The sequence below is a fragment of the Paenibacillus sp. J31P316 genome, from assembly GCF_056269105.1.
The window spans coordinates 250,898-266,174 of record NZ_JBWDNI010000006.1; the positions used below are offsets into that span (position 1 = coordinate 250,898).

9 protein-coding genes are annotated in these 15,277 nt (G+C 57.4%); 2 read left to right on the forward strand and 7 right to left on the reverse strand.

From position 1 onward, the window contains the following. Window positions 1–12 precede the first annotated feature (12 nt). The 6 genes from AC0YNU_RS20260 to AC0YNU_RS20285 form a co-directional block, all read right to left on the reverse strand. On the reverse strand, window positions 13–2,064 hold the full coding sequence (locus AC0YNU_RS20260; protein ID WP_475759945.1) for an exosporium protein: 2,052 nt from the start codon (window positions 2,062–2,064) through the stop codon (window positions 13–15). A gap of 231 nt (window positions 2,065–2,295) precedes the next feature. After that, window positions 2,296–3,075 carry an SDR family oxidoreductase gene (locus AC0YNU_RS20265; RefSeq protein ID WP_475759947.1) on the reverse strand — a complete coding sequence of 260 codons (780 nt, stop codon included), beginning with the start codon at window positions 3,073–3,075 and terminating at the stop codon, window positions 2,296–2,298. Between the two features lie 113 nt (window positions 3,076–3,188). After that, the gene (locus AC0YNU_RS20270) at window positions 3,189–4,070 is read right to left on the reverse strand and encodes a TIM barrel protein (protein ID WP_475759948.1); all 882 of its coding nucleotides are present in this window, start codon (window positions 4,068–4,070) and stop codon (window positions 3,189–3,191) included. 127 nt (window positions 4,071–4,197) lie between these two features. Next, a complete protein-coding gene (locus AC0YNU_RS20275) occupies window positions 4,198–7,827 on the reverse strand; it encodes an Npt1/Npt2 family nucleotide transporter (RefSeq protein WP_475759950.1) in 3,630 nt (1,209 codons plus the stop codon). 183 nt (window positions 7,828–8,010) lie between these two features. Then, window positions 8,011–8,541 (reverse strand): cysteine hydrolase family protein, encoded by a 531-nt coding sequence (locus tag AC0YNU_RS20280; RefSeq protein ID WP_475759952.1) that lies wholly within the window; start codon window positions 8,539–8,541, stop codon window positions 8,011–8,013. A gap of 232 nt (window positions 8,542–8,773) precedes the next feature. After that, the gene (locus AC0YNU_RS20285) at window positions 8,774–9,766 is read right to left on the reverse strand and encodes a helix-turn-helix domain-containing protein (RefSeq protein WP_475759954.1); all 993 of its coding nucleotides are present in this window, start codon (window positions 9,764–9,766) and stop codon (window positions 8,774–8,776) included. A gap of 139 nt (window positions 9,767–9,905) precedes the next feature. On the opposite strand from AC0YNU_RS20285, the gene AC0YNU_RS20290 reads away from it, so the two are divergent. After that, window positions 9,906–11,516: an alpha-amylase family protein gene (locus AC0YNU_RS20290; protein ID WP_475759956.1), complete on the forward strand. Its 1,611-nt coding sequence runs from the start codon at window positions 9,906–9,908 to the stop codon at window positions 11,514–11,516. Between the two features lie 1,391 nt (window positions 11,517–12,907). Further along, a complete protein-coding gene (locus AC0YNU_RS20295) occupies window positions 12,908–13,768 on the forward strand; it encodes a chemotaxis protein (protein WP_475759958.1) in 861 nt (286 codons plus the stop codon). 181 nt (window positions 13,769–13,949) lie between these two features. Here the strand turns inward: AC0YNU_RS20295 and AC0YNU_RS20300 are convergent, their stop codons facing one another. Next, a complete protein-coding gene (locus AC0YNU_RS20300; protein ID WP_475759960.1) occupies window positions 13,950–14,801 on the reverse strand; it encodes a patatin-like phospholipase family protein in 852 nt (283 codons plus the stop codon). Window positions 14,802–15,277 lie beyond the last annotated feature (476 nt).

The window sequence follows — 15,277 nt, forward strand, 5'->3', positions numbered from 1 at the left end:
CGCAACAGTGACTTACTGAATCTGAATAATCGAGACAGCACCATCAGTCGGATTGGCTGGTGCCGTTCCGTTATAGAGAAAATCCATTGTAATAGCGGCTGCGGTAGCGTTAGCTAAGAACGTACCAGATACACTTACATCAGCCACAGTAGTTCCTGTAGCTGCTTTACCTGAAAAGTCACTCACAAATACTGCATTAAGTCTTGGTGTAACCGTAACATTTCCATTTATAGAACTAGTCGCCCTGAACATATATGAAACCATATAAATATGCCCTATTGCTAATGAAAAAGTTGTAGCTGTTGGATGCACGATGTTAGTTCCATTTATAAATGAGGTTGAATACGAAATTGCCGTTGCATCCGGAATAGGTGAAACATTAACGATAAAGAGTCCGTTTTGCGTTGTGGCAACTGCTCCTGTTGCTCCCGTCGCTCCCGTCGCTCCCGTCGTTCCAGTTGCTCCGGTTACTCCGGTTACTCCGGTTCCTCCGGTTGCTCCTGTTACTCCTGTTGCTCCTGTTACTCCGGTTACTCCTGTTACTCCGGTTACTCCTGTTGACCCAGTTGCTCCTGTTACTCCTGTTGCTCCAATTGCCCCGGTTGCTCCTGTTATTCCGGTTGTGCCGGTTTCACCTGTTACTCCTGTTATTCCGGTTACTCCGGTTGCTCCAGTTGCTCCGGTTACTCCTGTTACTCCGGTTACTCCTGTTACTCCTGTTACTCCTGTTACTCCGGTTATCCCAGTTGCTCCAGTTGCCCCGGTTGCTCCTGTTACTCCTGTTGCTCCCGTTGCTCCCGTTACTCCGGTTATCCCAGTTGCTCCTGTTACTCCTGTTGTGCCGGTTTCACCTGTTACCCCGGTTGCTCCGGTTGCTCCGGTTACTCCTGTTGCTCCTGTTGCCCCCGTCGTTCCTGTTGACCCTGTTGCTCCTGTTGCTCCGGTTAGCCCTGTTGCTCCGGTTACTCCTGTTGCTCCGGTTACTCCTGTTGCTCCGGTTACCCCAGTTGCTCCGGTTACTCCAGTTGCTCCGGTTACCCCAGTTGCTCCGGTTACCCCAGTTGCTCCGGTTACCCCTGTTGCTCCGGTTACCCCTGTTGCTCCGGTTACTCCAGTTGCTCCGGTTACACCGGTTTCACCGGTTGCTCCGGTTGTGCCAGCTGCTCCTGTTGTTCCTGTTGACCCTGTTGCTCCACCGCCTGTTGACCCTGTTACTCCAGTTGCTCCGGTTACACCGGTTTCACCGGTTGCTCCGGTTGCGCCAGCTGCTCCTGTTGACCCAGTTGCTCCACCGCCTGTTGCCCCTGTTATTCCAGTTGCTCCGGTTACACCGGTTTCACCGGTTGCTCCGGTTGCGCCAGCTGCTCCGGTTGACCCAGTTGCTCCACCGCCTGTTGCCCCTGTTATTCCAGTTGCTCCAGTTGACCCGGGCTCACCAGTAGCTCCAGTCACTCCTGTTACTCCTGTTATTCCTGTTATTCCTGTTATTCCTGTTATTCCTGTTATTCCTGTTATTCCTGTTGCCCCTGTTACTCCCGTAGCGCCGGTTCCCCCTGTTGACCCTGTTGACCCAGTTACCCCTCCTGGTATTCCTGGTACTCCCGTTGCTCCTGTAGCGCCGGTTTCACCAGTTGCTCCAGTTATTCCAGTCGCTCCGGTGGCTCCGGTGGCTCCAGTTACTCCAGTTGCTCCAGTTGCTCCAGTAACTCCCGTAACTCCAGTAACTCCAGTAACTCCAGTAACTCCCGTAACTCCAGTAACTCCAGTAACTCCCGTATTACCCGTTGCTCCTGTTACTCCCCTCGTTCCGGCGGCACCTGTAGCTCCTGTTAGGCCATTGATGACTGGATCTCCTACTAAACCTTTATGACCAGCTAAATTTAAGGGGACAAAAACTTTTAGTGGTGGACACACGGCTTGTAAATCTTTCTTATTAAGGACCTTTTTTAAATGTTTTTTCCTTTTCCTTGGATGGGATATGTGATTGGCTTTTCTTTTGCACTTTCTGCATTTTTTGTTTGGCCTACAATCCATACATCCCATCATATCTCCCCCAGTCATCATAGTTGGTTTTTTAATCCTAATGCCCCTTTTGGTATGAGCGACTGGGTTTGGTTTCTTACATGGACATTCCAATATATTAGAAAGTGAATTTCAATACATACCTTGCCATAATAAATGTATGATGAATGCCTTGAATTATGAGCGAAGAAATATAGCGAAGGATGAAGGAAATAATCGTTGAAGGCGAGTAAGATTTCTGAAACTAGACAACATCCCCAAAAAACAGCACGATTATTTCCCCAGAAATCCGCCTTCGGAGCGAATCACTTGCCCCGTGATCCACTGCGAATCGTCGCTCGCCAAGAAACGAATTCCTCTCGCCGCGTCTTCCGGCAGGCCGACCCTCCCCATGGGGAACATAGGCAAGAACTGCGTCTTCATCTCTTCCGTGATCCAGCCTGAATCCGTCGGGCCCGGATCGAAACCGTTCACTGTGATATGGAGCGGAGCCAAGCCTACGGAGAGCGGTTCGATCAGGCCAATCAAAGCTCCCTTGGTCAAAATATAAGCCAAATTATCGGGATCGGGCCCTTTGGACACCATGAATATAATGCGCCCTGGCGTTCCCGCTGCATGATGCTTCTCGAACCTTCTTGCAAACTCCGTGCTGAGCAAGATCGTCCCGCGATTGTTCACGACATAGTGTTGATCCAGCGTCCTTATATCCAGATTTCGAAAGTTAGTCGATACGCAATAGGCAGCATTATTAATCAAAATCGAAGCATGTCCTAACGAACGCTCGACCTGATCCATAACAAGCGCCGGCATTTCGGGATTAGCAAAATCCGCTTCCATATGACTTGCCCGCACGCCTAAGCTTTCCAGTTCCTTGCGCAGCTGCTCGGGCCATTCCTTTTCCCCGCCGTTGCCTTCCGTTTCATCGAAAGCATGCCAGTGGGTAAAGAATATATCCGCCCCCTGGCTTGCCAGCGACCGGCATATGGCCGTTCCGATTCCCGTTGATCGGCTTGCGCCGGTTACGATCGCGATTTTGTTCGTCAATGCGTTCATCCGTCGTCCCTCCATTCAGAGTCGTTTCCCTTGATCAATAACAATACCAGTAGAAGTATCCATCCCCCATAACCAAGGCCAGAACCCCGAACGGGAATTCTGGCCTACAGTGATCATTTAGAGGATGCGACTATTCGCTCGTTGACTGCCAATCCCGCTTCCGCCATCAGCTTGCGCTCAATCGCCTTGATACGGCCGATCGCCTGCTCCGTATAGGCATCGAAGAACGCCTGCCCGCCGCCGCGCTTCATGACGCCGAACGGATCCGCCGCCGCCGGCAGCAGCTCGAAGGTCAGATACCCTTCGTAATCGATATCCCGCAGCGCGCGCAAAATCGGCTCGAAATTCATATGGCCCTCGCCCGGCGCCGCCCGGTTGCTGTCCGCCAGGTGGATGTGGATGAGCGCGTCCCCGTTCTGCCGGATCGCCCCGGCGATGTCGTGCTCGTCGATGTTCATATGGAACGTGTCGCCCATGATGCCGACGTTCGCCAGGCCGACCTCCCGGCGCATCGCTTCGGCTTGATCCAGCCTGTTCAGCATGTACGACTCGAATCGGTTCCACGCCTCGATGCACAGATTAACGCCGAGCGAGGCCGCATATTCGCCGCCTTCGCGGATGCCCTCGACCGCCCACTTCCACTCGTCCTCGCGGCTGCCGATCTCCCGAATTCGCATGTTCGCGACCGGGGCCGCGATGATCGTCGGCGCGCCGATCTCGGCGGCCATGTCGGCGACTTCCTTCACGTACGCGACGGCGCGTGCTCTTACGGCTGCATCCGGATGACCCAAATCCCGCTCCGCATTAAAAATCGAACAGATCGACGATACCTTCAAGCCATTATCCGCGGTCACCGCCCGCACCTGTCCGAAATCATAGACGCTCGGCTCGCCGACGAGCTCGATCGCGTCATAGCCGAAGCGCGCCAGCCGCTCCGCGCTTGCCTGCAAAGCTTCCCCGTAATACACGAGCGCATTATAGCTGTACTTGAACATGTTGTTGATCTTCCTCTCTTATAACCTGCTCGATTGCAGCCGTTGTTCGTCGGCCGACCCGGCCTCGCCTTCCGTACCTTCCTTACCTTTCATACCTTCCTTACCTTCCTTACCTTCCTTACCTTCCTTACCCAATCATGCCCTTCAGCCGGTCTCCCATCACCTGCAGCATGCTGCGAAGCACGTCCATGTTCTGAAAGCAGAGCGAGAATACCTGATCGCGGTGCAATTGCAGCAGTACCGTGTGCTCCGTCGCCGTGCAGTCCGCCGACCGCGGGCCGCTGTCGATGATCGCCATCTCGCCGAAGCAATCGCCTTCGCCCAAGCTGGCGAGCGTCTCGCCTCCGCGATGTACGCGGACGGTCCCTTCGATGATGCCATACAGCATGTCGCCGTAATCCCCGACCTTGCAGACGGCCTCGCCCGGGGCATACTCCACCTCGTCGACCATCTGCGCGAGCCGCACGATATCTTCATGGGACAAGTGCGCGAACAGATCGATTTTCTGCAAAATCAACACGCGCCGCAGCAGCGAGTCCGTTCCCTCGCCGCCCTCGATCGTTGAAGCCACCGCCGCTTCCTGAGCGGCTGCCGCGATCTCCCTCGCCGCAGCTGCGGCAGCTTGCGCTTCGGCTGCGGCTCCTTCGCCGGCACCACCCGTGCCGGCCGCGTTCTCCGTTCGCTTCTGCCCGGCAAGCGCCGTCCGCAGCCTGCGGGAGAGCAGCTTCATCATCTCGATGGCGATGGCCGAGCGGTCGAACATCACCTCGTAGAAATCATCCGCATCCAGCCGCCAGAGCGAGCTGTCCGCTTCGGCAATGGCGTCCGCCGAACGCACCCGGCGTATCAGCACGCCGGATTGGCCAAAGGATTCGCCGATGCCGCGTTCGCTCAGCTTCTCGCCGCGCCGGTAGATGCCGATGCGTCCGCCGCGGATCAAATAGAGCGAGTTCCCGGCATCTTCCGCGCGGAACACGGCCTCGCCCCGCTTCGCCGCCACCGGCGTCAGCTTCACCGCGAGCGCCGACAGCTCCCGGCTCGTCAGCCCTTGGAAGAGCGAGAAGCCGCGCAGCATCCGGATGCGCGCCATATGATCCTTCAGCGAATCCGATCCGTCCGGATTCATCGCGAAGCCGATGACCTGCCGCAGCCAAGCGTCATCGAGCGCCGCGAGCCATGACAGCTGTTCTGCCAGCTGCGCATCCGTGCGGGCGGCGATCGTCGCCGCACCGGACGATGTCATGATTCGCGCAAGCTCCATCCGGATCGGGCCGTGCGTCAGCTGGTCCATGACCTCCATCGCGTTCGCCTGTTGGCGCGCGTCGCCTTCCGACCAGTTGGCGTAGACCGCTTGAATCGTCGCGGCATCGTAGACCAGCGCGAGCAGCTGGAAGATACGCCAGATCGTACGCTCCTGCACCTGCCCTGCAACTTCCGCCGCGTCATGGTACGCTTCCGACATCCCCAGTCCGCTCATCCGCTCCGACAGCTGCCAGTACAGCTCCATCTCGGCAGCGGCGAGCCCTTCGATGACGGTGATTTGCTTAACGGCCGCGGGACCCGCGTTGCGCTGCATGCGAATCAGCGCTTCAAGCAGCTTGTTCCGCAGCTCGAAGCCGGACAGCGGATATCGCGACAGCAGCATATCGAAGGCAGCCGGCGTCGCCAGACGCTCGAATACTTTCGGCAGATGCATGGTCGGATGATTCCCGTCGAAATACGGCTCGAGCAGCGGCACGATCGTCTTCTCGTCGTACGCGGCGAGGGCGTCGATCGCGTCCTTGCGCGTATCCCCGTGCTGCAGCAGCGGCACGATGTACGGCACAAGCTCGCGCACCTGCAGCGCGCCGGCCGATCGCAGCGCAAGGCGCTTCACCCGCGGCGATACGTCCTGAAGCAGCGGAATGAGCGGCTTGTAGAACGCCTTGATGCCGATGCGGCCGAACAGTCCCGCTACGGCGCTCCGTTCTTCCTCGTCCGTGCTCTCGAGCAGCGGCTTCAAGGCGCCGACCGCGAGGAACATGCCTTCAATGCCGTAGTACTTGATCAATCCTGCGATGGCGCAGGACTTGAACTCCAGATCCGAATCTTCCAAATAGCCGGTAATTTCGTCCAGGTACTCTTCTCTCGCATACGCAGTCAACGCCAGCAATGCTTGCGGCCTGGCTGCGCCATGGGTATCGCGCGCAAGCGCGGACAATTCAGGCTCCATGCCTGCCGGCTTGACGCGCTCCACATGCTGCAGCGTCTTGACCACGACCTCACGGGCCGGGTGCCGGAGCAGGCGCGGCAGATGAGGTGACAGATCGAAGCCCTCCATGTCGCGAAGAATCCGAAGCGCATACAACACTTGCTGCTTGTCCGGGCTCTGCAGAGCGGCCTCGAGCAGCCCGCGGCTCGCGGGATCCATGAAATCAAGCTCAGACCCGTCCAGCTTCGCGCCGTCCGACTGCAGGGTAGAGAGCAGCGTTTTCAGATACGCGCCCTTGACCTTAATGGCCGCAGCAACGCAGAGAACCAGGAGCCCCAGGATCAGATAGCTGAACTGCTGCGCCGTGAGGATCGGAGACAGCGCGAGCAGGCTGATGGCGGCAAGCCCCTTCGCCCCGTTGCGGACGATGCCGTCGAGGAAGCTCTTGGCCCGGTTGCGCCATTTGGGCGGAATCGGAAACATGATCAGCTGGTTGACGGACGCGTTAATCGTATCTCCGACGACCTTGTCGCTGCCCTTCACCATAACCGCCGTAGCGAGCATCGGCACGAGCAGCACGCCAAGGCTCCCCGCGAACAGGACAACCGGAAACACGAGAATGGCCGCCATAACCCCGAACCGGGTCAGCAGCCGCCCCGCGATGAACACTTGCACGAACAAGGCGAGCAAGCCGGCCCAGCCGTAGAAGCTTCCCATGAAGCCGGCGAGCGCGTCATTTTGCAATTCGCCTCTTAGAATGACTTTGAACTGGTAATCGATGAACGTCAGCGCCAAAATCAGCGCGGCCGACATGATCGCCACATACTTCAGATGCGGCACGGAAGCGAATAGCCCTTCCTTCTCCGCTTCCTTCGCCTGGCGCTTCTTCGACTTCGAAGCCGAGGACGCCTGCGCCTTCTTGTCCGTCAGCGAGAACGTCTCCGCCGGATTGTCGACCATCCGCACGAGGAGGATGACCGCAACCACCGCGAGCAGCTGCAGGCCGGCATAGAAGAAAATCAAATTCGTCGTGCCGACGATCGGCACGATCAGCTTGAGGCCGAAGCCGCTCAGAATACCGCCCGTGATGCCGCCGCTGCCGACGAGGCCGATGGTACGCTTGACCTTCCGCTGATCGAGCACCGACGGCGCAAATTGCCAGAAGCAGACGATCATGAGGAAGTTGAACACGTCGTACGCCACGTAAATGACCGGAAACGTCCAGTTATGCCCGAGCCCTGCGCCGATCCGCGTCAGGACGACGAGCAAGGTAATGGCGGGGATGAGTCCCTGGATCAGCCGGTCGATGCGCACGCGCGGGCTGTATCGCTGGAAGATCAGGCCGGTCAGGATGAGCGCAACCGCCTGGGGAAGATACATTTTGGATAAAGCGGTTGCATCGAAATGCGACAGGAACAGCGCATCCGCCGCCGTTCTCCCCACCGTCGATGCCGATACGACAAACATCAGATAGGCGAACAGGAGCGCGACCTTGCGGTACTCGCCCCCATCCGCCGATATCCGCCCGAGAGCGGCTCCAAGCCTCTTGCCCGATAAACGTTTCATGTTACGGCAACGCTCCGTTTCCATCATGGTTAATGTCATTCATAATTCCCCGCGATGGCACGATTTCCCTTCCGGTGGGACGAAATAAATGATTCCTTAGGCATGGGCATTTGGAACCATTTGGATGTTTGCCGACGTTAACGATCAGGCTCAGGGTTAATTCGGTTAATTGGGTTAATTAGGTTAATTGTCTGAAAACGTTATTTCTTTGGTCTCCTTCATTTTCGCAAACCACCCTAGTGCCCGGTTATGATGCGCAATGATTTGCTCCGCCGACAGTTCGCCCAAGTTCCATGTGCTGTGCGCGTCCGTCACGAGCGTAACGCCGTACCCCAGACTAAACGCTCTTCGGCAGGTCGTATCCACGCAAATCTCGGTCTGCATGCCGGTGAGCACCAGATGCTTGATGCCGCGCGCCTGCAGTGCATCATGGAGCTCCGTCCCGTGGAAGGAATCCGGCGTTGTCTTGGGAATGATTAGTTCGCCGCCCTCGGGGCGAATCTCCGAATAGATCTCCCACGCCTCGCTTCCCGGTACCAGCGACCCGCCCGGCCCTTCTTCGTGCTGGATATAGATGACCGGCACGCCTTGGCTGCGCGCTTTCGCCAGCAGGTTTTGCAAATTGCGAGTCACTGCCGCCGAGTTGTAAACGGGATTGGCCTCGTCCATCATTTCGTTCTGCACGTCGATCACGAGCAACGCAGTATCGTTCATGATACACCTCCGAATTAGGTTTGCTTTCTGGTGATGCAATGTAGAACACGGGTGCACCTCTTGCTCCGTGTTCACCGCTTTTCTGGCGATGTAGTGCACGGGTGCACCTCTTGCTCCGACTTCGCCGGTTTTCTGGCGATGTAGTACACGGGGTGTGCTTTTGAGCTTCTTCGGGCTTGGGCCTCATGGAATTACATCAGACTTCACAACAATTCATCGACGCTGCCGCAACTTACTCCAGCTCGAGCGGCGTCAAATAGACCGTTTCTCCCGCTCGCTGCTTGCGGAACGCGCCCGGCGTCGTGCCTGTCCACTTCACGAACTGGCGGATGAAACTCTGCACGTTGTCGTAGCCGATGCGCCGCGCCACCTCTTCAACGGGATGCAGCCCGCCCGTCAGCAGATGCATCGCTTCCTGCTGACGCAGCACGGCGAGATACTCGCGCGGCGATAGACTGTACGCTTCCCTGAACACACGATAGCAGTGGCGCCGGCTGAAGCCGAGGCTGGCCGCCAGTTCTTCCATCCAGCCCGAGGAGATGGCCTCCTCCGCTTGGCGGTTCGCGACAAGCGATTCGATCGCCTGCGCAATGCGGATCGGCAGCACGTCGTTCCCGGTTCCGGCGCCAGGCTCCTTTTGCTCGTCAATGGAGGATTCGAGCAGGTCCATGATCGTGTAAATGCAGCGGAACAGCTTGGCCTTCGACGCCCCCTCTTCCGTTGCGAGGCGCATGACGCGCAGCATCTCCGGAAGCAGCAGCCGATTCAGCTCATGCTCTGGCGGCATCAGCAGCAGCTTCGCGCGGTTCAGCTTGTTCAGAAAGACGGGGTCGTCGACCTGCACATGCATGACGAAGAAGGAGAACGGCCCCTCCGCCTTGTACGAGTGCAGCATCATGGGCGGCACCAGGACGAGATGATCCTTGCCCTGCCGGTACGATGCCCCGCCGATTTCGGCCAGCTGCGTGCCTTCAAGCACGACATTGAGCTCGAACATCATGTGGTGCAGATGCCTGCGGCAGTACCATTTTTCCGGAACGCTCCCCGTCTGCGCCCCGTAGAAATACGCTTCCGCCTTCCGATTCGGCAGCAGCCGGACCGTCGGGGGAACATCCGTCAAGCTCCGAGAGTCTGGCGCGCTCTTCGAGTCCGGCCTATCCATCGCATCTGTCGTACCCGCCGTTCTCGTCGTCATGTCCATGATGCCGTTCCTGCCTTCCGTCATCTGCGCCCGCTTCCTTGTTTGTCCGCGATGTCTCAGTTGGTTAACTATTCATGCAGCTCATGACCCGGTATGTTATTCATAGGCTGACGCTCCGCGTCTATACTGGATCATATGGTTCTATTATAGAGGAGGAACAAACATGGAAGCTAGGTTTCATATCGGAGCACCGGACGGCGCGGTGATCCGCACGGACGAGGGCTGGATCACGCTGAAGGCGGAGGCAGGCGGCAGGTGGACGGCACAAGCCGTATCGGTATCCCTCACCGCTTCCGGCGATGCGCATGCATTGGAGCTGGAGGCACCGAACGATGCCATCCGACTGATCAAGCTCCGTTGGAAAATCAAACAGGACGGGCGTTCGCTCATCCTCGGCGATCATTGGGAACGCGGCTACGGCGATCTGGAGTGGCGCGGCATCGTGCCGGAACGCGTCCTGCCGTGGTATTTTCTCCGCCACGACGGACAGCGCACGGAAGGGTTCGGGGTCAAAACCGGCCCGAATTCGTTCTGCCATTGGCAAATCGATGCCGACGGCGTAACGTTCACGGCGGATGTCATGAACGGCAGCGAAGGCGTCCGCCTCGGCGCGCGCAAGCTGCTGGTCGCGGAGCTGCTGCATGATTCAGGCCAAGAGGGCGATTCGGCGTTCGCCGCCGCGCAGCGGTTCTGCCGGCTGATGTGCGAGCGTCCCGTGATGCCGAAGCAGCCGGTCTATGGCGGCAACAACTGGTATTATGCGTACGGGAACAGCTCGACCGAGGAGATTTTGGCGGATTCGCGGTTCATGTCTTCCCTGTCCTCGAATACGGAGAACCGGCCGTACATGGTCATCGACGACGGCTGGCAGCTCGTCAGCGGCGGCGGCGCGTGCAACGGCGGCCCATGGGTCGGCAATGCTAAATTCCCCGATATGGAGCGCCTGATCGGCGACATGAAAGAGATCGGGGTCAAGCCCGGCATTTGGAGCCGCCCGCTCTTGACGGCGGAAGAGGTTCCCGCCGAGTGGGTACGCTATGCCGGCAGCGGCGGACAAGTGCTCGATCCGAGCCAGCCCGACGTGCTGCAGCATATCCGGGCATCGGTCGAAACGATGGCCGGCTGGGGCATCGACCTGCTGAAGCATGATTTTACCTCGTTCGATCTGCTCGGCCAGTGGGGATTCACGATGAAGTCCCGGCCGAACGCGCTGCAGCAGCCGTTCCGCGACCGCTCTCGCACGACGGCGGAGATCACGCTTGCGCTGTACCGAACGATCGCGGAAGCCTCGGGACAAGCCGACATCATCGGCTGCAACACGTTCAGCCATCTGTCGGCGGGCTTGTTCGAGATTCAGCGGACCGGCGACGACACGAGCGGAAAATGGTGGGAGCGCACGCGCTACATGGGCGTAAACACGCTCGCGTTCCGCATGCCGCAGCACGGCACCTTCTACAGCCACGACGCCGATTGCCTCGGGCTGACGAAGGACGTGCCTTGGGCGCTGAACGAACAATGGCTTCGCGTCTTGGCAGGCAGCGGCACGCCGCTCTTCGTCTCGGCCGATCCGTCCATCGTGACGAAGGAACAGGAACGGGCGATCCGCCAAGCGTTCGAGCTCGCCGCTCAGCCGCTCCCTGTCGCCGAGCCGCTCGATTGGCTCCATAATACTTGCCCGAGCCGCTGGCTGATGAACGGCCAAGAGACGACGTTCGAATGGAACGACGTGAATGCGGAATTGTTGGAGGAGAAAGATAACGGCTGGTGGCTGTAAAGCCCCGTTGTTCTGTATAGCGTTATAGTAAGGCAGCGGCTCCCGTAGCGATGAGACGGACGAATCCATGATTCGTTCATCTCCGCGGCAGGGGCCGTTTTCTTTTTCGGGGAGACTTGTGGCGCGCGAGGAGCAGGCGCATGGTGCGCTTAGGATTTAATGCAAGACGCTCTTCGGACGCCGTGCTTGGAGCGCTTTGGCGTGTATGCGGAAGTGCTTTGGCGCACTTTGGCGTTCGGGCACAATGGCACTTCGGGCGCTCCGGGCACTTCAGGCACTTCAGGCACTTCCGGCACTTCCGGCACTTCGGGTACTACGGCACTCCGGGCACTTCCCGCACTTCTGGGCACTTCCGGCACTACGGCACTTCCGGCACCTCGGGCACTTCGGGCACTCCGGGCACTTCGGCATTTGGAAGCATCTCGCCCGTTCCGAGCCACCGGCCATAACTTAAATAACTGCATATCTGCACTTATTTCCGATGAAAAGAACGTATAGAGCAAAATAACTGCAAAAATGCACTTATTAATGCGCATCTGCGCAGAAATATGATTTTCCAGATGAAATAACTGCATATCTGCACTTATTTCAAAATAAATTGCAATCTAAAGAAAAATAAATGCACTTTTGCATTTATTTCACCAAACAAGGCAAGTATTGCCCCCTGCTTGAGACTAACTATGAGTCTCGCCGGTGGGGCTCGCGGCGCATGCCAAGAGGCGCAACCCTGTTCGGCAGGCTTCCGTGAAATGCTGTAAACGCCGCGGCGTCAACGCCAAAACGCGCATCCGAGTCGCGGATGCGCGTCATGCCAGCATCCCCCCACCCGGTGGACCTACATGCCATTCTTCAACGAGCGATAAATATAGATCATCAGAAGGGAAAATCCGACGACGGCCGATAACGCGGCAAAAAGGCATTTTATGAAGAACACTCGATTTCACCTCGTACGCATTTGTGCATTATAAGTGTGATTATCGGCATCTTCACGCTGAATTTGAAGGATTTCCCACATTTTTTTTGGAACTTCCGGCGCTATCCATGAAAAAACCTCGATCTAAAGACCCAGTGAATCAAAAATTTTCATATTTCACCCAGAAAGTTGTCATTTTTTGTAATACTCAATCATTCCCCTACTTATTTTCACGGCCAATGCGATAATGTCGCGGCGGCAAACGCAAATAACATTCGACGCTAGGCGCCTTCGGCTAGCTTTCCTGTTCCGCCCCATAGCCGCGCACGACAAATAAGACGGCTAACGCGCACCTATCGCGCATTTCCGCCTTGACTCGTCGCGTTTGCCGTCCTACTTTGTCGTTTGAAGTCTATCCGCATCGCCTGCCCGAATAGGATAGGAGACGGGATAGACGACAGGCGCGGGAGGCTTCGGAATGCGAATTGCGGTGGGGATCGTGCATGGCATGGGACAGCAAACCTGGGATTTTCACAAGGAGATGGCCGAACGGCTGCAGAAGGCGATGGCTAAGGTGAACCCGAGTGTCTGTTTGATCGTAGAAGGCATTTATTGGGGGGATATTACGGACGCGATGGAACGCCGGCTGTGGAAACGGACCGATGCGGACCGGCTGCATTGGAACGACGCGCTGAAGCTCCGCTCCTTCATCGTCAACTATCTTGGCGACGCCATCGCGTACCAAGCCATTCCGAAGACTTCCGATCCGTGCCCGCAGGATTATATCTACGACGACATCCACGCCCGGTTCGCCCAGCAGCTCCGGCGTCTCTCTTGCCGCGCCGGGGAGGATGCGCCGCTGTGCATCATCGCCCACAGCCTCGGCACGATTATCGCGAGCAACTATTTCTACGACCTGCAATATCGCAAAATGCGGCCGAAATCGGCCGAGCTCGTTCGCGCGTGCAACTCGAAGCTCGTAAGCGGCGAAACGTTGACCCATTTCTACACGATGGGCAGCCCCATCGCGCTGTGGACGATGCGCTTCGAGCATTTCGGCCGGCCCATCTCCGTGCCCGCCGCGAGACTTCGCGCGCTCGGCGTAGGAGAATGGGTCAATTTCTACGACCGCGACGATATTCTCGCCTATCCGCTCAAAGGGTTGAACGCGAACTATGATTCCGCGGTTACCGAGGACGTCGAGGTTCGCTGCCCCGGACTCTTCGGCTGGACGCCGGCCGCCCACGGGGGTTATCATCGTTCACGGCCGCTCATTCGGCGTATCGTGCAAGCCTTGGACCGCATGAGCCGCGCCATCCCCGGAGGCCTGCCGGATTAAACCCGCGGACAGCAAAAAGACGGTCTCCACGTCAGCTCCGCGACAAAAGCACCGTCTATCATTCGAATTCGTTCAACATCGAATTCACTCTTATTTAATTCATATCGAATTCATTCTATTCGATCATGCCTGCGAATCATTCGATTCGGAAATCAACGACGCGATAGCGCCACCCCGTCTATTATTGGCCCGACCATGCTTTCAGCGAAGGCATCAGACGCTTCGCATCCTCGTAGCCTTGCAGATACAGCGCATCGAGCTTCGCGGAGTCCTTCTCCATCCGCCCGACTTCCAGCGGTTTCTCGGGCCGGATGACGAACAGATTTCCTTGGGCCTCCTGCTCTTGAATGTAGGCGACCTGTCCGTTGTATACTTGATGCCGCCGGAGCATGATGCTGACGAATTTCGGGAATTTGGCGTAGATGCGCCGCACGAACCACGCGAACCGATTCGGTTTCTTCCGGTAGCCGGTATCCCGCGTCAGCACCACGACGTTACGCTTGAAGCCGTCCTTCTCCGCCTGCTGGACCGGAATCGGATCGGAAATGCCGCCATCGAGCAGCTGCCTGCCGTCGAAGTTCACGATCGGCGCGATAAAAGGGAGCGAGCTGGACGCCCGCAGCACGGTAAGCACGTCGAAGTCAGGATCGCTCTTCCGGTAAAAGATCGTCTCCCCCGTCACGACGTCCGTCGTCGCGGCCACGAACTCCTCTTGACTGGCGGAGAAAGCCTCGTAATCGAAGGGTACGAGCTTGTTCGGGATTTCGTCGAATATAAAATCCATGCCGAACATTTCGCCTTTGCGAAAGTAATTCCGCCACGAAATGTACCGTTTATCCGTGATCATGTCGACGTTTACGATCTTGTTGCGCCCCTTCTGCCGGGACAGATAACTCGTCGCTACGCACGCGCCCGCCGACACGCCGACTATATAAGGAAAAAACACGTTTTGCTCCAAAAAATACTCCAGCACGCCCGCGGTGTAAACAGCCCGCATGCCCCCGCCTTCCAACACTAACCCGATCGATTCCATCGCTTTGCTCCTGCCCCTTTTTCCGTCAATCCCGCCATGCTAGCTACAGTCATTTTACCTATGCGTTTCATACGAGTCAATCTGACTGGCAAATGATGGAGGGGGACGCGCGGCATTCATTCCTACCCACTCGGCTTCCTCCAAACCAAAAAAAGAGCCAGAGCAGCACTCGCGCTGCTTCGGCTGTAATCCCCCTGCCCATTATTTGCTTGTGGGCCAGAAAAGCATTTCATTGCTTCTGCTTCTCCTAAGCTGGCGAATGCTGCATGTCCTGGCCTCCGCCAGTTCACGCAAACCAATCTATTCCACGAAGCTGGCGAATGCTGCATGTCCTGGCCTCCGCCAGTTCACGCAAACCAATCTATTTCGACGAAGCTGGCGAATGCTGCATGTCCTGGCCTCCGCCAGTTCACGCAAACCAATCTATTCGACGAAGCTGGCGAATGCTGCATGTCCTGGCCTCCGCCAGTTCACGC

Coding starts and splice junctions, on each gene's coding strand:
- AC0YNU_RS20260 (WP_475759945.1), bottom strand. CDS start 2,064: ATGATGACTGGGGGAGATATGATGGGATGTATGGATTGTAGGCCAAAC.
- AC0YNU_RS20265 (WP_475759947.1), bottom strand. CDS start 3,075: ATGAACGCATTGACGAACAAAATCGCGATCGTAACCGGCGCAAGCCGA.
- AC0YNU_RS20270 (WP_475759948.1), bottom strand. CDS start 4,070: ATGTTCAAGTACAGCTATAATGCGCTCGTGTATTACGGGGAAGCTTTG.
- AC0YNU_RS20275 (WP_475759950.1), bottom strand. CDS start 7,827: ATGAAACGTTTATCGGGCAAGAGGCTTGGAGCCGCTCTCGGGCGGATA.
- AC0YNU_RS20280 (WP_475759952.1), bottom strand. CDS start 8,541: ATGAACGATACTGCGTTGCTCGTGATCGACGTGCAGAACGAAATGATG.
- AC0YNU_RS20285 (WP_475759954.1), bottom strand. CDS start 9,766: ATGACGGAAGGCAGGAACGGCATCATGGACATGACGACGAGAACGGCG.
- AC0YNU_RS20290 (WP_475759956.1), top strand. CDS start 9,906: ATGGAAGCTAGGTTTCATATCGGAGCACCGGACGGCGCGGTGATCCGC.
- AC0YNU_RS20295 (WP_475759958.1), top strand. CDS start 12,908: ATGCGAATTGCGGTGGGGATCGTGCATGGCATGGGACAGCAAACCTGG.
- AC0YNU_RS20300 (WP_475759960.1), bottom strand. CDS start 14,801: ATGGAATCGATCGGGTTAGTGTTGGAAGGCGGGGGCATGCGGGCTGTT.